The 20,934-nt window shown below is 39.5% G+C and carries 12 protein-coding genes; 8 read left to right on the forward strand and 4 right to left on the reverse strand.

What is annotated here, in order from left to right:
* Positions 1-59 precede the first annotated feature (59 nt).
* The 8 genes from R2S08_RS18435 to R2S08_RS18470 all read left to right on the forward strand — a co-directional run bounded on the left by R2S08_RS18435 (position 60) and on the right by R2S08_RS18470 (position 13,849).
* Positions 60-3,278, forward strand: a complete 3,219-nt coding sequence (locus R2S08_RS18435) for a glycoside hydrolase family 2 TIM barrel-domain containing protein (protein WP_316836504.1) — start codon at positions 60-62, stop codon at positions 3,276-3,278.
* A 178-nt stretch (positions 3,279-3,456) separates the two neighbouring features.
* Entirely contained in the window at positions 3,457-4,047 is a 591-nt protein-coding gene (locus R2S08_RS18440; RefSeq protein ID WP_316836505.1) for an RNA polymerase sigma-70 factor, read from the forward strand.
* Positions 4,048-4,173: 126 nt separating this feature from the next.
* On the forward strand, positions 4,174-5,346 hold the full coding sequence (locus R2S08_RS18445) for a FecR family protein (RefSeq protein WP_316836506.1): 1,173 nt from the start codon (positions 4,174-4,176) through the stop codon (positions 5,344-5,346).
* A gap of 117 nt (positions 5,347-5,463) precedes the next feature.
* Positions 5,464-9,042, forward strand: coding sequence for a SusC/RagA family TonB-linked outer membrane protein (locus R2S08_RS18450; RefSeq protein WP_316836507.1), 3,579 nt, complete (start codon positions 5,464-5,466; stop codon positions 9,040-9,042).
* Positions 9,043-9,053: 11 nt separating this feature from the next.
* Positions 9,054-10,490 carry a RagB/SusD family nutrient uptake outer membrane protein gene (locus tag R2S08_RS18455; RefSeq protein ID WP_316836508.1) on the forward strand — a complete coding sequence of 479 codons (1,437 nt, stop codon included), beginning with the start codon at positions 9,054-9,056 and terminating at the stop codon, positions 10,488-10,490.
* A 24-nt stretch (positions 10,491-10,514) separates the two neighbouring features.
* Positions 10,515-11,684: a redoxin domain-containing protein gene (locus R2S08_RS18460; RefSeq protein WP_316836509.1), complete on the forward strand. Its 1,170-nt coding sequence runs from the start codon at positions 10,515-10,517 to the stop codon at positions 11,682-11,684.
* A 52-nt stretch (positions 11,685-11,736) separates the two neighbouring features.
* Positions 11,737-13,257 carry a S8 family serine peptidase gene (locus tag R2S08_RS18465; protein ID WP_316836510.1) on the forward strand — a complete coding sequence of 507 codons (1,521 nt, stop codon included), beginning with the start codon at positions 11,737-11,739 and terminating at the stop codon, positions 13,255-13,257.
* A gap of 25 nt (positions 13,258-13,282) precedes the next feature.
* Complete coding sequence (locus tag R2S08_RS18470; RefSeq protein WP_316836511.1) at positions 13,283-13,849, forward strand: TlpA disulfide reductase family protein; 567 nt, start codon at positions 13,283-13,285, stop codon at positions 13,847-13,849.
* A 319-nt stretch (positions 13,850-14,168) separates the two neighbouring features.
* Here the strand turns inward: R2S08_RS18470 and R2S08_RS18475 are convergent, their stop codons facing one another.
* The 4 genes from R2S08_RS18475 to R2S08_RS18490 form a co-directional block, all read right to left on the reverse strand.
* Positions 14,169-15,587 carry an efflux transporter outer membrane subunit gene (locus tag R2S08_RS18475; protein WP_316836512.1) on the reverse strand — a complete coding sequence of 473 codons (1,419 nt, stop codon included), beginning with the start codon at positions 15,585-15,587 and terminating at the stop codon, positions 14,169-14,171.
* 25 nt (positions 15,588-15,612) lie between these two features.
* Positions 15,613-18,759, reverse strand: coding sequence for an efflux RND transporter permease subunit (locus R2S08_RS18480; protein WP_316836513.1), 3,147 nt, complete (start codon positions 18,757-18,759; stop codon positions 15,613-15,615).
* Positions 18,760-18,780: 21 nt separating this feature from the next.
* Complete coding sequence (locus R2S08_RS18485; protein ID WP_316836514.1) at positions 18,781-19,917, reverse strand: efflux RND transporter periplasmic adaptor subunit; 1,137 nt, start codon at positions 19,915-19,917, stop codon at positions 18,781-18,783.
* A 63-nt stretch (positions 19,918-19,980) separates the two neighbouring features.
* Positions 19,981-20,883, reverse strand: a complete 903-nt coding sequence (locus R2S08_RS18490) for an NAD-dependent epimerase/dehydratase family protein (RefSeq protein ID WP_316836516.1) — start codon at positions 20,881-20,883, stop codon at positions 19,981-19,983.
* Between the last annotated feature and the right edge of the window lie 51 nt (positions 20,884-20,934).

Consider the following 20,934-nt stretch of genomic DNA (forward strand, 5'->3'; position numbering starts at 1 on the left):
TTGATTGACAGGATATTCCTTATAGCATAAAATGTATTTTTAACACACACAAATAAAACATGAATTATTTTAATTTAAAGAAACCGGTGCCCAAATTTTTATTGCTTTTGCTCTTATTATCTTCTTTTTTCAGTCCGGCTGGTGCAGCCGGACTGAAAAGGAATGGGATTAATGATACCTTAAAAGGTGCTGCGGTACCCCGTGAGATAGAAGATCCGGAATGTTTGGGCATCAACAAAGAAAAGGCACATGCTACCTTAATGCCATATGGCGACTTAAAAGAAGCATTGACTGGTAACCGTTATGCTTCGACATGGAGTAAAAGTCTGAATGGGCCCTGGAAATTTAATTGGGTATCATGGCCACAGCAACGTCCTGAAGATTTTTATAAACCTTCTTATGATGTTTCCGGATGGAAAGATATTCCAGTTCCATCTAACTGGCAGGTGGAAGGGTATGGTACGCCTTACTATAGTAATTATACCTATATCTTCAAAAAGGACTTTCCTAAGGTAATGAGCACGCCACCGGTAAGGTATACGGCTTATAATGAGAGGAATCCTGTTGGGAGTTACCGCAGGGATTTTATAGTGCCTGATGATTGGAAGGGAAGAAGGGTGTTCATCACTTTTGATGGAGTTGATGCTGGTTTCTTTATTTGGGTAAATGGAGTGAAGGTGGGATATAGTGTGAACAGCCGTAATGCCGCAGAATTTGACATTACTAAATATGTAAAGCCTGGAAAAAATATGGTGGCCGTAGAGGTATACCGTTTTACAACAGGCAGTTACTTGGAGGACCAGGACATGTGGCGTTTGAGCGGTATTTTCCGTAATGTTACGCTTTGGAGCAGCCCCGATGAACATATTCGCGACTATTTTATCAAAGCAGACCTGGATAAAAATTTTAAGAATGCACAGGTGTCTGTTGCTGCTAAAATTAAAAATTATGGCAGCACTGCCATTAAAGCGAGACAATTGGTTGCTACGCTTTACAATGGAACTGCTGCGGTTGGTGGATCAGAAGGCATGGGAGTGATTCCGGCCTTACAACCTGGGGAAGAAGTTACTGTGCATGTGAATTTTCCAGTTAGCAATCCAGTGAAATGGACTGCCGAAACGCCGAAGCTTTATACAACTGTTGTGAACATTAAAGGAAATGGTGAGGTGCTGGAAACTATTTCTTCCCGTACAGGGTTTCGAAACATTGAAATTAAAGGTCGTTTATTCACTATAAATGGTGTAGCTGTTAAGTTAAAAGGGGTGAACCGTCATGAGCATTGGCCAGAGGTTGGCCATGCGATTACCAAAGAGCAAATGATCAGAGATATTGAACTGATTAAACAGGCGAATTGTAATCATGTGCGTACCTGCCATTATTCGGATGATCCGCTTTGGTATGAGCTATGTGACCAATACGGCCTTTATGTACTTGCAGAAGCCAATTTAGAGTGTCACGGCGCCTGGGATCAGTTTAATGAAGAACCTAGAATGAAAGCCGCTATTATTGACAGGAATGTTGCGAATGTGGAGAGTTTTAAAAACCATCCTTCTGTAATCATCTGGTCTTTAGGAAACGAATGTGGAAGTGGTGGGTCTAACTTTAGGGCCGCATTGCAAACGGTTAGGTCTATTGATTCCAGTCGTCCCGTTCATTATGAAGGATTTGGTATAGGAAATGATAATCCTGCTGATATTGACAGTCGGATGTATACTGATATCTATGAATTGGAGAACAATGCGAAAGATCAGAGCTTAACCAAACCATTTTACCTTTGTGAATATGCACATGCTATGTTTAACTCGATGGGGGCGGTAGATGAGTATAATGATCTATTCGATAAATATCCTTCACTTTTGGGTGGGTGTATCTGGGAGTGGCAGGATCAGGGTTTATGGAACAGGCGTGATCCTAGTCATCCGATCATTGCATACGGGGGTGGTTTTGGTGAGGTTCCTAATGATAAGTATTTTATTCATAAAGGGGTTATTTTTTCTGATCGCTCTCCCAAGCCAAATTTTGTTCAGTTGAAGCATGCTTATCAATGGATTACGATTAAAGGTGTTGATCTTGAAAAGGGGATTATCAGTATAAAAAACAGATATCAGTTTATTGATCTCAGTGGTTTTCAGGGCAACTGGAAACTTTACGAAAATGGAAATATCATTTCTTCGGGTTTGCTTGGCTCAATTAGGTTGAAACCAGGGGAGGAAGCTAATGTTAAACTGCCTTATCATGTGGGCCGTCCGAAGGCAGGGGCAGAGTATTTTCTTAGGGTTGCTTTTGCTACAACGACTGATGAGTTATGGGCTAAAAAAGGTTTTGAAATTGCTGATAAACAATTGCAATTGCCTGTTAAATCACCAGTTCTTGCTGCGGATCCGTCTGAATTACAGCCGGTGAATTATGTGGATGCAGAAAAAACAATCACAATAGGTGGTAATAATTTTAAGATTGAATTTGACAAGGAAATTGGTACTTTTTCAAAACTCGAAAAAGACCATGTTAATATCCTGCAAAAGGATGGGGGCCCAAGACTTCACTTATGGAGGGCGCCGCATCGAATTGATGATATGTGGGCTGATGAAATCTGGGAGAAAAATGGTCTTAAAGAAATCAAGTGGAAGACGGATGATGTAAAATCTAAACAATTATCTCCAGGCAAGATTGAAATTAAAGTGGTTCTGACCGGTACCAGCAAAACAAAATTTTTAATACATCAGGAAACGGTTTATACAATTTCTGGTAATGGATCAATCAAAGCGATAAACAGTGTTTCGTTTAGTGATCCCAGTGTTGTGCTTGCCAGAATGGGCGTAAGGATGTTTCTTGATGAGAGTTTTGATCAGCTTAAGTACTTTGGACGTGGGCCTATGGAAAACTATGCGGATAGAAAGAGTGCTTTTGATATTGGTTATTATTCCAGCACGGTTAAAGAGCAGCTTACTCCTTATGAAAAACCAATGGAATGTGGGAATCATGAGGATATCCGTTGGGCTGAACTAAGGACAAAAAACAATACAATGCTGACCATCAAAAGGGATACTGGTTTACTCCAGGTTTCGGCGCTTCCTTATAGTGATGAAGAGATGCAAAATGTTGAATATCGGATTGACTTACCTAAAAGTAAGGGTACTGTATTGTGCATTAGTGATAAAACTTTAGGTGTAGGCTCCTGGGGCTGTGGTCCTAAGCCACTTGAGCAATACATTGTTTATGCTAAGCCTACAGTTTTTACTTATCTGATTCAATTGTCTTCAATAGAAGGAAAACGATAGAAAATCATTGGGGTTCATTTTTAAAAGAACCCCAATGATTTTGTTGATTGCATTCAATGGGAGCGGCTGGTAGAAAAAGACTGATGAATTTTATAATAGAGGGGATGGCTTTGAAAAAAAGGAAATTTGGTTTTGTCGTTTATATATCTATAAATTTATAGCGTAAGACTATATTGCTATGGCACCAAAGCCCATTGAACATGAAAATAGATTGTTGGTTGAAATTGCCGGGGGGGATCAGCGTGCTTTTACTGAAATTTTTGATTTTTATCAGCGGTATGTTTATTTATATGGAAAGAAACTTACTAGATCAGATGATCTTGCCGGAGAAATTGTTCAGGATGTTTTTTTAAAGATTTGGATTGGGCGGGAAAAGCTGAGTGAAATAGAGAGTTTTGGAGCTTATCTTAATCGGGTTGTCCGCAATCATTCCTTAAATGTGATCAGAAAACTTGCGCAGGATGCAAAATCAACTCATGAGCTTAAAGTTCATGCTAGAGAATCGGATGAATCTACGACTGAACTTTTGGATTATAATGACAGTAACAGAATATTAAATCAGGCCATAGAAAATCTTCCACCTCAGCAGCGTATGGTATACACCTTGTGTCATGTTGAGGGGATGAAATATGAGGAGGCTGCTGCTAAATTAAATATATCGAGCCGTACTGTTCAAGCGCATATGGGACAGGCTTTAAAAAATATCAGGGAGCATTTTAAGAAAAATGCATTGGCTTATCCAATTTTATTTTCAGTTTTGTTTAAATAATATTGTTGATTATCAGTGCTTTAGTTTTATTTTGGTATTTAATAAGAATTGAACTAAGCGTATTCTTTTTTATTGGTGTCAATGTGATTAAATAGTTAGGAAAATCTTAATTAAAAATTAACACTGATGGGAAAATCAAAGGAAAGGCTGGAAATATTACTTCTGGGTTATTTCGATCAATCTATTACAAAAGAGGAGAACGAAGAGCTATGGTCTTATGTTTTGGACCCAGCTTATCAAATTGAACTGGAGCGATCATTTCCGAATGCCTATGATAGTGAGATTCTTATTCCTAATGACGAGCTTAACCTGGTAAGAAAACAAAATATCCTCAATCATATTTTTGATCATCAAAAAAGTCAATCAAGGAAAATTATTAAAAAGCTTTGGCCTCGCCGTATTGCTGTAGCAGCTGCGATTCTTCTGGTGATCAGTGTCGGTTTGATATTTTTCAAATATAAGCTGGCTAATCCGTCATCGATGGAGGGCTACAATGCGGTAACTCCTGGAAAAGTTGGAGCAACCCTTACGCTTGCCAGTGGAAAAAAAATTAAGTTATCTGAAGTTGTAAATGGAAAACTCGCACAGGAGGCTGGTGTAGTTATTACAAAATCTGCAAATGGTCAATTGGTGTATGAAGTTAAGGGATCGGCTCTTAACCTGGATAAAATGAATACATTATCTACTGCTAATGGAGAAAATTATCAGGTGCATTTGCCCGATGGTTCCCTGATTTATTTAAACGCTGCTTCGAGTTTGACCTACTCTGTTGGTCTGATGGCACGTGGAGAACGCAGGGTGAGGCTCGAAGGCGAAGCTTATTTTGAAATTTCAAAGGATAACGCACATCCTTTTATTGTGGAAAGTAAAGGGCAGGAAGTAAAAGTATTGGGTACACATTTTAATGTGAATTCTTATGCAGATGAAGAAGTAGCAAAAACTACTTTGCTTGAGGGCTCTGTTCGTATAGGTACAGCTGATGAGCAAAAGATTCTTAAACCTGGAGAACAGGCAATTGTTCGTGCCAGCAGAATAAAACTTGCAAAAGCTGACCTTGAAGCTGCGGTGGCCTGGAAAAACGGTGAGTTTATTTTTAATGGCGAGTCTATAACAGAAGTTATGAGAATTTTGTCAAGATGGTATAACGTAGAAATTGAGTACCAAGGGCCAATAACGAAAGAGCGTTTTGAAGGAAATGTTTTGAAGGAAAAAGATATAACAGAAGTTCTTGAACTTCTGGAGTTAACGAGTGCTGTTCACTTTAAAATAGAAGGGAGGAAAATTATTGTAACAAAATAAACCAAGAATGTTGTAGACTTAAATGAGTCAGTCCAGAAGGCCATCGGAACTGACTAAGGTTTGAGAAATCAATAAATTATTACGCTAACAACTATTAATCAACCAAACCAAACTCAAATGTACACAAAATACATAAAAAGGAAGCGTATACCACTGAGCTATATCCAGGTTTTATTGTTCATGATCTTTCTTCATGTCCATACGGCCAGTTTTGCTCAACAGAAGAAAATCACGCTTAATGAAACCAGTGCTCCGTTAAAGCAGGTTTTGAAAAAGATCAAGGCACAAACAGGGGTAAGCTTTATTGTAACCTCAAGTATGCTTGCTGATTCGAAACCCGTGACGGTTAAAGTAACCAATGCCGATTTAACAGAAGTGCTCCCGCTGATTTTTCGGCAGCAGCCATTAACTTATACCATTCGTAAAAATTCAGTGGGTATAACCAGGAAGATAACAACTACTGATATACCAGGTAACGGAAATAGCTCCTCTATTGAAATTAGTGGTAGTATTAGAGATGATCAAGGTAAGCCTGTTGCAGGGGCATCTGTTTCTTTGGAAGGCACAGGAATCCAAGCCCGATCTGATGCATATGGTAATTTCGCTTTAGGCTGGATTCCAGTTGATGGCTGGCTTGTTGTATCCTATGTTGGATATCAGAAAAAAATGGTTCCGGTAAATGGTAAAAGAGAATTTCAAATCACGTTATCAACACAAGTTAACAAACTTGATGAAATTTCAATAGTATCCACTGGTTATCAGAATATAGAAAAAGAACGGGCAACAGGTTCATTTTCTAAGCCGGATATGCAAACCTTTAAAAGCAGGACAGGAACAATGGATATTATTACCCGTTTAGAGGGCTTGGTGCCAGGACTGGTGATTAAAAACGGGCCAGGCTCAGATCTGAGTGAAAATGGGTTTATGCCAAATGGAAAAACGACACGTAAAAGTACGATAAGGGGTGAATCAAGTATCACATTGGATACTTCTCCGTTGTATGTAGTAGATGGTGTACCTGTGACCAATATCAACCAGTTTAATCCAGATGATATTGAAGATATTACGGTGTTGAAGGATGCGGCGGCGGCGGCAATTTGGGGTGCGAGAGCTTCTAATGGTGTTATTGTGGTCAATACCAAAAAAGCTAAGAAGAACGGGACACTAAATATCAATTACAGCGGTTCTTTTAATTTTCAGGGTAAACCTGATCTAAAGTCTGGAAAACAGATGAATAGTGCACAATATATACAATCTGTTAAAGAAATTTTTGATCCGGTTCAATACCCCCTTCAATCTTTATCTTATTCTGGTATTGCACCACATGAACAGATTTTATATAATAAGTTTTACGGGAAAATTACGGAGGGCCAGTTTAATAAAAGTATGGATAGCTTGGCTTCTATAAATAATACAGGCCAAATTCTTGATTTATTGTACCAGAACGGGGTGACACAAAACCATACAATTTCTATATCCGGAGGCACGAACTTATATTCTTTTTATACTTCCGCTGCGTATGCCGATACGAAGTCTTCTACCATTGGAAAAGGAGACAAGACTTATCGTATTACCCTAAACCAGGAGTATAACCCGATTAAACGCCTTAAGCTGTCTCTTTCAGCAACCCTTGGCACGAGTAAATCCACTGAATTGAATAGTTTGAATGTAACCAGCAATTTTCTTCCATATCAGTTGTTCAAAGATAGTAATGGTAATAATATCTCTATGCCCTATATTCAGTCTCTTTCTGAATCGATACGTAAAGATTATGAGCAAAGAAGCCAGATCAGTCTAGACTACAATCCGTTAGATGAGCTCAATTCTAGAAATATCAAGCTGAGTAACCTTCACATCAATTTGTCAGGTTCAGTTCAGTTGCAACTGTTTAAGGGACTAAGTTTTATTGGGAACTATGGTCTTCAGAAAGCCCCAGGCAGTCTTAAAGATTATACTGATCACAGTAATTATAACTTACGGACAAACCTTGTTAATCTTACTGTTGCGCCTACTGTGGGTTCAGTACCAATTTATTATCTCCCTGTCGATGGTGGAACTTATGTGGAGGCTAACTATGAGGACCAAAACTGGACATTGCGAAATCAATTGGCTTATACCACTTCTTTAAGATCTGGAAAAGATCAGCTGAACCTACAGTTTGGACAGGAAGCAAGAGAACAGGTTAGCAGAAGTACTTCTACTACTTTTCTTGGATATGATGAGCATTTGCTAACCTACTTTACGCCACCAACTACAAATATATATATACCTGATACGGTAACTGGTGGCGGCTATCTTTCTGGGGGTAATAGTACTGCTTTTTATGAAAATACAAGTCGTTTTACTTCTTATTTTGCTTTGCTTAATTATACCATGAACGGGAAATATAGTATTGATGGTAGCTGGAGAGTTGATCACAGTGCACTGTTTGGATCTGATAAATCTGCACAAAACAAACCAACATGGAGTTTGGGGGGGAAATGGAATCTTCATCGAGAAGATTTTCTGAATAAAACAAGTTGGATAGATGCTTTGGCTGTAAGAGCAACCTATGGAATAACCGGAAATTCTCCTTTTACCGGTAGCGGCACGCAATGGGACGTTCTTACATCGCCTTATTTTTATCAGTTGCCATTGGCCGGTAATTATTTAGATGTATTGCCAAAAAATAATAAACTGAGCTGGGAGTCAACGGCGACGATAAATCTGGGGCTTGATTTTTCAATTTTAAAGTCGAGACTGAGCGGTAGTATTGATGTTTATAGCAAGAAAACTACTGATATGCTTGGCGATGTAAATGTTGACCCTCTAACTGGGTTTAACAGGACACAGGGTAACATTGGAAGACTTGATAATAAGGGAATAGAATTGTCACTTCGCAGTGTGAACATGCAAAAGAGGGATTTCAGTTGGTCATCGAGCTTTAGTTTTGCTCATAATAAGAGCATGCTGGTTTCTTATAGCCAGGCAGACCCACGGTCAAATACCCCTAATTCCTGGCTGTTAGGTATGCCATTTCTGATTGGATATAAAATCCAGCCTTTATTTTCTTATGTGTATGCAGGCTTAAACGAGAAAGGCGACCCAATGATTAAGCTTGCAAATGGCACAATTAATAGTACTCCATACGCTGAGAAAGTAGAAGATCTGGTCTATAGCGGTTCTACTATTCCATCTTTTAGCGGTGGCTTGGGGAATACATTTAATTATAAAGCTCTTTCCCTTTCGGTCAATATGATCTATAACCTGGGGCATGTGATGCGTGCAGATGTCAATCAAGTCTATACGGGTAGGGTGACCCAGTCGCTGAGCTCTTTTGGTGGGAATCTGACTACAGATTTTTTAAACCGATGGAAACAACCAGGAGATGAGAAATTCACCAATATACCTTCTTATGTAGCAGGTTTTGATTCCTTTAGAAGGAATACGGACTATTATACCAAGGCTGATATTAATGTTGTCAGCGCATCTTATGCTAAGATCCGTGACATAACTTTATCGTATAGCCTGCCAGAAAACTTATTGAGAAAGGTTAAAATAAAATCGGCAAGTCTTTCTTTCCAGGTTACCAATTTTATGGTCTGGAAGGCAAATGACAGAGGTATTGATCCCGAAGCTATAGATTTGAATTCGGGGATTGTTACCAAACCTCCATTTCGTCATTCTTATAATATTAGTACCAATATTACTTTTTAAAACTTAAGAATATGAGAACAAATTTATATAAGGTATCAGGATTACTCTTAATGGTGTTTTTCTTTGTTTCCTGCAAAAAGAACTTTCTTGAAGTAGTTCCCAAAGGGAAGTTAATTGCCAGCAGTTTGAAAGACTATGATCTGTTAATGAACAATGCGAGTTTCTACCAGATGACTGATGGGGACCTGACTATGTTGATGGGAGATGAGCTGGCGGCTGAACAGTCTTATTTTCAAAACTCAAACATTTCAAATCTAAGGGCTTTTGCCTGGGAGGATGTGATTTATAACCCGGGAGATGTGGTTATGTACGTGGATAACCGGCTAAAGAATCTCTATATCTGCAATAAGATCATCAATGAAGTAAATGGTGTTTCTGATGGCACCGCTTCTCAAAGGATGGCTTTGCAGGCAGAAGCTTTGGCTACGCGTGCCTGGATCAATTTGGGTATGGTTAATTATTTTGGAAATCCATATAAAGAAACGACTGCGGCGGCGGATCCTGGGTTTCCTATCATTACAGAAGCCAATATTAATGCGAAAAATTTTAAAAGGAGTTCGGTAAAAGAGGTATATGAATCTATCATTAATGATTTGAAAACCTCAATTGTTAATTTACCGCTTAAAGGTGCTTTTGCCACGCGTATGTCCCGTCCGGCTGCTAAAGGCTTGCTGGGCAAGGTCTATCTTTACATGGGCCAGTATCAGGATGCACTTGCTCAGTTTAATGAAGCTTTTACTGATTTGGGTAATGACCCTTCAGCGGCCAGTTTATATGATTACAATATAGCATTTGCGCCAGGAGGTGACTTTTTGCCATTTGGCCGCTCTGGACCAGATTATCCGGGTAGCAATTACCTGAAATATAAGGAATCGGTATTGCTGAAAACAAATAGTATGGCTGGAATTAATAGTGGGATTGTGTTGAGACCAGAAACAATGGCACTTTATACTGCCTCAGATTTGAGAAGGCAGCTTTATAGCAACACACATGTAGATTTAACACCTATACCGGGGGGCTTATTGCGTAAGTATACCCAGTATGCACATCTTGGTATAGAGTTGTCGGACCTGATACTCATGCGTGCGGAAACAAGGGCACGTACCCAGGATCTGGCAGGTGCAAAAGCTGATCTGAAATTGCTTCGTATCAACAGAATGTCTGCTGCTGATGCTGAGGTACCAGCCAATGTTAGTACCCAGGTGGATCTAATAAAGTTTATTATAGACGAACGTGTCCGCGAATTTGCGGGCGAAGGTCAGCGCTGGTTTGACATGCGTAGACTTTCAACAGACCCAATTTTTTCTACTCAGCACTATAAGCATTATATGTATGCTGCTGATGGGGTAACTATAGCCAAATCGTATGATTTAAAACCGGTACGGTTTACCCTCAGACTGCCTCAAGCTATACTTGATGCAAATCCTGGAATGTCAGATAATCCTTAGTATTTAATTTTTTATTATAAAACGATGAACTTAAAACAATTATTAAAAAGCAGCGTATTATTCGTTGTATTTCTAACTGCATCTTTGGGGCTTTTGGCCCAGAACCCATTTTCTATTGCTGGCCAGATTGGAAAGGACCAGCAGGGAATGATGACGATAAGATATTATATGAGCCATACAGATATGGTAGATTCCTGTAAGGTTGTAGATGGTAAATTTTCATTAAAGGGACAAATACTTGAACCTATATTTGCTTCCCTGACATTTATTCCTTCTAACAAGGAGATTAAAGGTGAATACAGGGAAATTTTCCTTGATCCAACGGGTATAACAGTTATCGGAAATTCATCGCTTTTAACTGCCGATATTAAAGGTGGGCCTTCGATGGCTGACTTTATGGCTTTAATGGAGCTGTATAAACCCATCGGCAAGAAAGGAGGTGAATTGGATGAACTTGTAAAAAAAGCAAGGGAAGAAGAGGATCAGGTTAAGTTAAAGGAATTAAGTGGTTTGCAAAGGCAATTAATGGCTGAAAAAATGAGTATTCAGACTGCTTTTATTAAATCTCATCCGGATAGTTATGTTGCTTTTAACTTGTGGTCAAGGAAAAAGAATGGAATTGTAGACCCGAATGTAGTAGAGCCGGAGTTTAACTCCTTTTCTAACAAGTTGAAAAATAGCATAGAGGGGAAAAGAATGACCAGCCGATTGCCTGTCGCCAAAAAACTCCTTCCAGGTAATACGGCTCCTGATTTTACTTTAAATGATCTATCAGGAAAACCAGTTTCTCTTTCTTCATTAAAAGGTAAGCATGTTTTCCTCTTCTTTTGGTCAAGGAACTTTATACCATTTGACCCGCTTGTTTTTGCAATGACAAAAATCAGCAGGCAGTTTAAAGATCAAAATCTGGTTATTTTATCTGTTTACTACGATACGCCTAATACACAATATGTATGGAAGGATGTATTGGAAGAATCTGCTTTGATAACTGGCAATATCATAAATGTAAAGGACACAATGCCTTTGGTGCCTTATGATTCTAATGAAAAGAGTTCACTGATGAAAGCTTATGATGTGTCTCTGGATGCCGGACCTCATGCTTACCTGATTTCACCAGAAGGAAAAATTTTAATCCGTGCGGTTGATCTGGTAAAAGATCCTGTTGGTGATATTAAGAAGGCCATGGGTAGGTAGTGGTGGATTGGCCGGGTAATTATTGCTAGTAACGACAGTTAAAATTTGAATAATGAAACTAAAAAAAATAACCTTTTTGATCATGTTATGTAGCGCATTTGGAACCGTCCATGCGCAAAAAATCAATTGGCAAAATCAGGATTTGCAAACAAACGGTGTTTTTGGAATAAGTACCGAACGCGCCTATACTGAGTTGTTGAAAGGCAAGAAAGGTAAAGAGGTGATTGTAGCTGTGATTGACGGTGGGGTAGACACGAATCATGTTGATCTTAAACCGAATTTATGGCGTACATCTAAGAAGTGGGGGTGGAGTTTTCTAGGCTCAGCCAAAGGAAATGTGAATAATGAAACTCTTGAAATTACTCGTATAATCAGGTCTGGCCAGAAACGGTTTCCCGATTTGAATAATTTACCTACTGATACTAATGGTCTGACTGTATACAAAAAGTTATTGCCTCTTTTTCGTAAGCAATTTCAGCAAGCTAGAGATGGTTTTAATTATATGAACGGCTATAAATTGGCTTCAGATACGATATTTGAAGAGATTGGAAAATCTAAGCCAACGCTCCATGATTTAAAGTCCTATGTTCCACTAACAGAACTTCAAAGCTCTATTAAAGCGATGATTTTGAATGAATTTAAAAAAGATTCTACGCTTACCCTGGAAGGTTTTAGAACTCAATTGAGTGATGTTATAAAACACCAGAAAGAGCAGTACGACTATGCTTTAAATTTGTCTTTTGATCCAAGAGATTTGGTTGGAGACCACATTAGCGATATTAAAGAAAATACCTATGGGAGTACGGATGTGATGGGGCCTGATGCAAGTCATGGTTCGCATGTTTCTGGAATTATTGGTGCGGTAAGGCATAATGGTATCGGGATTGATGGGGTAGCTGATCATGTTAAAATCATTAATGTAAGGGCAATTCCAAATGGAGATGAAAGAGATAAAGACGTGGCGAATGCAATTATCTATGCGGTAGACCAGGGAGCGAGGATTATTAACATGAGCTTTGGGAAGCGTTACTCTCCAAATAAGGACCGGGTGGATGAGGCGGTACGGTATGCGATGTCTAAGGATGTTTTATTGATCCATGCAGCCGGTAATGATGGATTGGATTTAGATAATGAGGGTGATTATTTTCCTAATAAATTTTATTCCAATAGCAGGGACACTGCACAGGCTTGGTTAAATGTTGGCGCAAGTAATGCTCAAGATGATGAAAAGCTTGTTGCCTCATTTTCTAATTTTGGAAAGACGAGGGTGGATGTATTTGCTCCGGGTGTTGGTATTTATTCTACAATGCCTGGATCAAATTATAAAGCGCTTGATGGCACAAGTATGGCTGCGCCTGTGGTTAGCGGACTTGCTGCACTGATCAGATCTTATTATCCAAAATTAACCGCCGTTCAGGTGAAGGAAATCATTATGAAATCTGTGGTTAAGGTTGGTCATGATGTTCAAGTGAAAAAGAAAAAGGTTAGCGTGATTGTGCCGTTTACGGAGGTATGTATAAGTGGTGGAATTGTGAATGCTTATGAGGCTTTAAAATTGGCTGCCAGATATTGAAAAAATGAAAACTAAAAAATTAAACATGAAAACAATAACTAAAGTGACTGGAACAGTGCTCTTTCTTTTATTCTGTGCCTTTAATAGTTCTGCCCAGGTTGCCTATTTGGATGTGAATGAAAAAGTGGACCAGTATCCAACGGTGGAGTGGCTTAAGGGAGCGCCTGTTACGAAATTTGAAAAGGATAAGATTTATTTAATTGAGCTTTGGGCTACTTGGTGCAAGCCCTGTATTGCAGCCATGCCGCATTTGAGTGAACTGAACTCCAAATTTAAAAATAAGATTATTTTTATTGCTCAAGACGTGTGGGAAGATGACCTTGATAAAGTGAAGGAATTCATTGCCGAAAATGAAAAAATGATGGATTTCCGCATTGGATATTCAGGAGGTAAAGTGACAAGCGATTTCCATAAAAACTGGATTAAGCCATCTGGTACATTTGGCATTCCAAGAACATTTATTATTCAAAATAATACGCTGGTCTGGATGACTACACCAGATAATTTAAATGAAGAGATTCTGCAATTGCTTGTTGATCATAAATTTAGCGTAGAAGCGGCAGAAAAATTGGCTAAAAATAATAAGCCGTAAAATCGAACTTAATTATAAGAGCGCGTAAACAAGCTGTGTCGAAGCAATTGATAGTTTAGAATTGTTCCTCGACACAGTTTGTTTTACTTATTGATCAATGATAATTGTCTTTTAGTAACAAGTTGAGCACATGCAAGGTTTTGACCTGTAACTAAATGGCCATCCTCTACTAGGTTCCAACCCAGAAGACCCACATTGGGCCTGATCCACCAAGATAGAATATCGCTTTGCAGTAATCCTTAAGCAGAAGATATGGGGCTGAAAAAGCCATTCCAAGATTTTTCTGGAATGGCTTTTATGGCCTAATGTGATCGTGATGTTAATCCGCTCCACCACCGAGTGCTCGGAATAACTCTACATAAGCTGTTGCTTGTTGTTTTTTTAGCTGCGCCAGACTAAGTTCATTTTCTAAGAGATTCTGTTGAACGGTTATCACCTCCAGGTAATTGGCCATTCCGTTGGTAAATAATAGTCCGGCATCGGATATGGCTTTATGTAATATTTTATTTTTTGATTGTGCTATAGTAATTTTTTCTTTTAGCTTTTGGGTCTTAAACAGACTACCTGAAACTTCTCCTATTGCTTGTAAAACAGTGTTTCTGAATTCATTCGTTTTTTGTTCATAAGATATTTTACTCACATTAAGTGCAGTTTTTAATTTTCTCCTGTTCATCAGTGGTTGTATCAGGTTTCCGGTTAGATTTCCAAAAACAGATGCGGGTATATTTAACCAGTTTGCTGATTGAAATGAGTTTAAGCCACCAGCGGCAGTTATGTTCAGGCTGGGGTATAGGCTGGCCTGATGATAACCAATCCTGGCATTGGCGGCTTGTAATTCATATTCTTTGCTCTTGATATCGGGTCTGTTTCTTAGCAGGGAAGCAGGTACACCACTGAAAAACCCTGCTGGCGCCTCAAAATCTTTTGTAATAGGGAGAGTTGGTATTGTAGCGGGTTGATTTGCCATGAGAAAGTTGAGTGCATTTTCCTGAATAAATAGGGTTTCTTCCAGATCAGGAATGATGGCTTCAATTGATTTACGTTGTACCTCTGCTTGCTGTAGTGCGAGAGACGTTGCTGCTCCATTTATTTGTTGCAAACAAATAAGGTGTACAATGCTGTCACTTAAAGCCAGGTTTTTACGGGTTATTCCCAACTGTTCCTTTAGCATAATAATGTTGTAGTAGGCAATAGCGGTAGAGGCAATTAAACGGGTTTGTAACGCTCTTTTTGCTTGTTGGCTTTGTAGCCATCCTGCAAGTGCTTCTGCCTTTTGATTTTTTAATTTTCCCCATATATCTGCTTCCCAGCTTATTTCTGATCCGATGGTGTAGTCATCTATGTGCCGAACACCTATAGTATTGTTCAGATTGAAGCCATTACTTCCGTTAAGTGAATTATCTGAAAAGTAATTTGAGCCGGCATTGATGTTCATTGAGATTGAAGGTTGCCATGCCGCTCTGGATTGTTTAAGGTACTGTTGGTTTATTCTGATATTATCCATAGCCTGAGCCAGATCGTAGTTTCTTTGTAGTACAATATTGATCATGTTTTGAAGGATATTGTCTGAAAAGAATGTCTTCCACGAAATTAAGTTGTTTTCATTTTCATCTTGTGCCTGGACTTTAGCGCCTCTAAAGTTGGTGGGAACATCTAAGTCTGGACGAGAGTATTCTTTTACTGTCTGGCAAGCGGATAACAATAATAGAAAAACTGCGCTGTATATTAATTTATTCATCTTTAATGGTTAAGTGATGAGTTGGTTATTCTTCTTCTGGAGCGAGATGCTTTATACCAAAGAGTTTTTCATGAATGGACTGGAATATGATAAACAGAACGGGTATGATGAAAATGCCCAGAGCAACACCAAAGGCCATTCCTCCAATGGCACTGGATGCGATTGACCGGTTTCCTTGTTCTGTTGCTCCGCCGGCAAAGAGTAATGGCAATAAGCCTGCGATAAAGGCAAACGAGGTCATTAGTATGGGGCGTAGTCTTAAAGCAGCAGCCTGCATAGCCGATTCAACCAGTGATTTTCCTTTGTGTCTGATCTGAACAGCGAACTCAACAATAAGGATGGCATTTTTTGCAAGTAAGCCTATGAGCATGATCATCCCGATCTGTACATAGATGTTATTGGTTACACCCATCATATTGATGAAAGCAAACACCCCAAATATCCCGGTAGGTAAGGAAAGGATGACGGCAAGTGGCAACAAATAGCTCTCGTATTGGGCAGACAACAAAAAGTATACGAAAATGATGCAAATGCCAAATATGAATACGGTTTGATTACCGGATTGCTGTTCTTCTCTTGCCATTCCTGTATATTCGTGTGAATAACCTGTAGGTAAAGATTTGGCGACTTCATTGATTGCCTTCATGGCATCTCCGGTAGAAAACCCTTTTTTTGCTTGTACATTAAGGTTAATCGAGGTTGCTTGATTGAGGTGGGTAACTACTTCGGGGCCAAAAACCCGCTTTAACTGGATAACAGATTTTAATGGAACCATGTTTCCTGAGTTGTTTTTTGCATATACCTCGTTTAAAGCTTGTTCATCTGCTCTGAACGGTGCCTCTGCTTGTACCACTACGCGGTAGTATTTTCCGAACCTGTTGAAATCGGAAGAGTAAATACCTCCAAAATAAGCCTGCATGGTTTGTAATACGTCGCTAACTTCCAAGCCTAATTGTTTTGCTTTAATGGCATCTACTTCTAACATATATTGAGGGAATTTTGCGTTAAAAGAAGTGAAAGTGGCTGCGATCTCTTTTCTCTTTCGGAGTGATTCCATAAAGTTATCATTAACACTCGCCAGTTTATTTATGGAACCACCTGTGTTATCCTTTAATACTACGTCCAAGGCATCGACATTACCAAAACCAGGTACTGTTGGCATGGAGTAGGTAAAAGAGTTTCCTTCGGGAAGTGCATCAAAGACTGATTTTACGGAGTCCATAATCTGATTGATGTCTTTAATGTTTCCTCTGTCTTTTGGTTGTTTTAAAATTGTATAAGACGCTGCATAGGAGGGAGATACTGTGTTGGCCAATAGGTTGCTGCCATTCACAATAGCATTGAAGTAGACCCCATCGAATTTTCTCAATTTCTCGCTTGCCTGCTTGGTTAATGTTTTGGTGTGTTCTAATGAAGTTCCGGGAGGCATACTCATTGCAGTCATCACAAAGCTCTGGTCTTCGGTAGGGATAAAGGCCTGAGGGGTGCGCTTGGCTAAAAAAACTGTGGCGATGGTGATGATAATGAGTCCGGCAATTGCAAACCATTTGCGCTTGATTAAGAAATAAATGGTGTTTTTGTATTTTTTAGTTGCTGCATTAAATCCTGTATTAAACAGATGATAAAACCTTTGAATGCCGGTTTTATTTTTATTTTCGTGGAGCTCGTTGTGCATGTTTTTCAGTAGTATTGCACACAAGGCCGGACTCAATGTAAGTGCATTTATTGCAGAAAGAACGATGGCAATGGCTAAAGTAAAGGCGAATTGCCGGTAGAATACTCCAACTGGCCCTTCAATTAATCCAATGGGCAGGAATACAGCTGACATCACCAAGGTAATGGATAGGATGGCACCGGTTATTTCGCTCATTGCACTTGTTGTTGCTTTTTTGGCGTTGGTAGAGTGACTTTGCAGCTTATGATGTACTGCCTCTACGACGACAATTGCATCATCTACCACGACACCTATTGCCAGTACAAGGGCGAACAATGTGAGCAGGTTAATGGTAATTCCAAACAAATTCATAAAAAAGAACGTGCCGATTATTGCGACGGGTACGGATATTGCCGGAATAAGTGTGGAACGGAAATCCTGTAGGAAAATAAATACGACGATAAAGACCAGGATAAATGCTTCAATTAGTGTATGCTCTACCTGGCTGATTGAAGCGTCCAAAAAGCGCTTGGTACTGTATGTGGCCCTGTAATTAATTCCTCCTGGGAAATTCTTTTTAGCCTGCTCCATAAAATCGAGAATTGCAATCTGGATGTCGTTTGCATTAGAGCCAGGCGTCTGAAAAATTGCAACTCCAATACCTGGGTGTCCGTTGAGCGTTTGTGCAGAGGCATAAACATGGTCAAGTGAACCCAGTTCTATTTTTGCAACATCTTTTAGCTTTAATAATGAGCCGTCTGGATTGGCCCGGATTACAATGTCTTCGTAATCGGGTTCTTCATTCAGCTTTCCCTTGTATTTAATGGTATATTCAAAGGCTGTTGTGCTGCCTTCTCCTAATTTTCCTGGTGCTGCCTCCAGATTCTGGTTGTTAATTGCAGTCATGACTTCCTGAGGTGTCATGTTATAAGAAGCCAGCTTGCTGGGGTTTAGCCATATACGCATGGCATAATCTTTACTGCCAAATACTTGCGCTTTTCCAACACCTTGGATGCGCTGGATGGCTGGTATGATATTGATCAGATCGTAGTTATTCAAAAATGCTGCATCGTATTTGGGATTGGTACTTTCCAGATCGATGATCATGATCATACTGTTGTTCTGTTTGGAGGTGTTAATTCCAGTGCGGACAACTTCTTGAGGCAATTGGTTAACGGCCTGTGAAACCCTGTTCTGAACATTTATGGCTGCTTGATCTGGATTTGTACCCAGTTTGAAATATACCGTAATATTCAAGACTCCATCATTTGAAGAAGAGGAAGTCATGTAAATCATGTTCTCTACTCCATTGATCATTTGTTCTAAGGGCGTGGCTACCGATCTGGCGACGGCCTCTGCACTGGCACCAGGATAGCGTGCTGATACGACAACCGAAGGGGGGGCGATTTCGGGAAAGGTTTCCATGGGAAGCTTTTGGAGTGCCAGAAAACCCAGAATAACCAATATGAGAGAGATAACAGTTGCAGTAACCGGCCTGTTAATTATTTTTTTAAGCATAATTCTATTTGATAAGATAAATTAGGGGTTCAGCGGCTTAACTGTAATACCTTCTTGAAGTCGCTCCAGGCCTTTTGCAACGATCCGGTCGCCGGCTTTTAAGCCGTCTGAAATGATATAGTTTAGGGCATCTTTCTCTGCTATTTTTAGAGAAACGCTCCGTAGTTTATTGTCTTTACCAATGAGGTAAGCCATGACCTTATTCTGTAGTTCGAAGGTTGCTACTTGAGGAATTTGAATTACATCGGTATTGTTTTGAGAGAGTGTAATCCTACCTGTGTTTCCTGAACGTAAAAGGCCTCCCGGGTTAGGAAATGATGCCCGGAATGTAATGGCTGCTGTAGATTTGTCAAACTGTCCCTGAACAAGATCAACTTTTCCTTTTTCGTTGTAGATGGAATTATCTGGAAGCAGCAAGGTTACCGGTGGGATTCGTTTAATTTTTTCATCAATGGTATTACCTGGGTATTTTTGCTTGAACTGAAGAAAAGCTTCCTCGCTCATGGAAAAATAGGCATAAATGGTACTGATGTCTGAAAGGACAGTGAGTGGTTGTGTTTCGTTATGCCCCACCAGACTTCCAACACGGTATGGTAGTTTCCCTATATAACCACTTACCGGCGCCTTGATTAAGGTGAAATCTTTATTAATAATTGCTCTTTTTTTGGCAGCTTCGGATTGCAGTATACTTGCTTTAACGGCATTGAGCTCTGCTCTGGCATTTTTGAGCTGTACTTCTGAAATTACTTTTCCATTTACCAGCTTTTCCAGACGTTCAACTTCAATCTGTGCTTTTTCCAGATTGGCCTGGGCAGTTTGCAGAGATGCGGATGCCTGATTGAGTTGTTCGGTATAGGGCTTGTCATTGATTAGAAATAATGGCTGTCCTTTTTGTATGTAAGCTCCTTCATCTACAAAGATTTTTTCCAGATATCCTTCTGCCTGTGGTCTGATTTCGATATTATTTATCCCCTCAAGCATACCAGAATACTTCTGTTCTGTTTGAGGGGAGGTTTTTTCGATGGTGATCACAGATACAGCCTGTACATTTGTTTTTTCTTTTTCTTGCTTGGGTGAACAGGCTTGTAAGAGAATTATAAAGCTTATGATCAGCAGCCGGATTTTTATCTTTTGAAACAATTTTATATGGTTCAACATATTTGATTTAGTTAGAATTAATGGGTAAGAAATGATAACTTTTATAGGGTGGCTAATCTTGGTTTACTGTTCTTTATTGGATAGAATCCATTTTATGATAGATTGCCTGTGAGGTGTCCAGTTTAATTGTTCCCTGGCATTTACGGCCCGGACACGACTATTTGAGCCCAGAGCATAGCGTGCCCAATCGCCGAGTTCTGTCAGTGCATCTTCAGCTTTCCAGGAGATGGTTTCACCGGAGAAACCTAATGAGATACTGATCGCTGCAGCGAGATTGTGATAGGGCTCTTCACCGTTTTCGGCATAGAAGTAAGATCCGGGCTCTGCTTTTTCCAAGGCAAGGGAATATAGATCAACCAAATCCTCAATATGTACATTGGACCAGCGGTTTATTCCTTTTCCTAAATATACTCCTTTTTTTAATTCTTTTGATTTGCGGTAAATTACTGGTAGCTGGTCACTTTGGACATTAAGCCCTACACTGTTTCCATAGATCATGGAGGGAACGATCACAATAGTGCGTATCTGTTTTTCTGTGCTGGCATTGATCACCATATTGTTAATGGCTACGCGACCAACTCGTACATCCATAGGAGTGAACAGGGTTTTTTCATTAAATATCAACTGGTTTTCATAATTTCCCATAACATCGTCGCCTACAACACTGGAACCTGATGTATGAATAAATGTCTTACCACTTCCTTCCATTGCGGCAAGCATGGTTTCAATGGCTGATCTATGGTCTGCGTCTGCTGTGTGTATGACTATGTCAGAACTTTTGGAGTATGCTGAGATCAATTCATTGTCTTCGAGCGTGCCAATAACGGGGATAATGCCCAGTTGTTTTACTTCTTCTTCTTTAGCTGCGTTTCGTAGTAATCCGTAAACTGTATTACCTTTAGCTGCAAGAAATTTTGCGACGGAGCTGCCAATATAACCTGTTGCTCCTGTTAAAAAAATCTTCATATCTGTGATTTAATTGTTAATATTTAATGAACTGGAAACTTCTCTTATAAG

The organism is Pedobacter nutrimenti (assembly GCF_032678445.1).
Lineage (GTDB): Bacteria > Bacteroidota > Bacteroidia > Sphingobacteriales > Sphingobacteriaceae > Pedobacter > Pedobacter nutrimenti_A.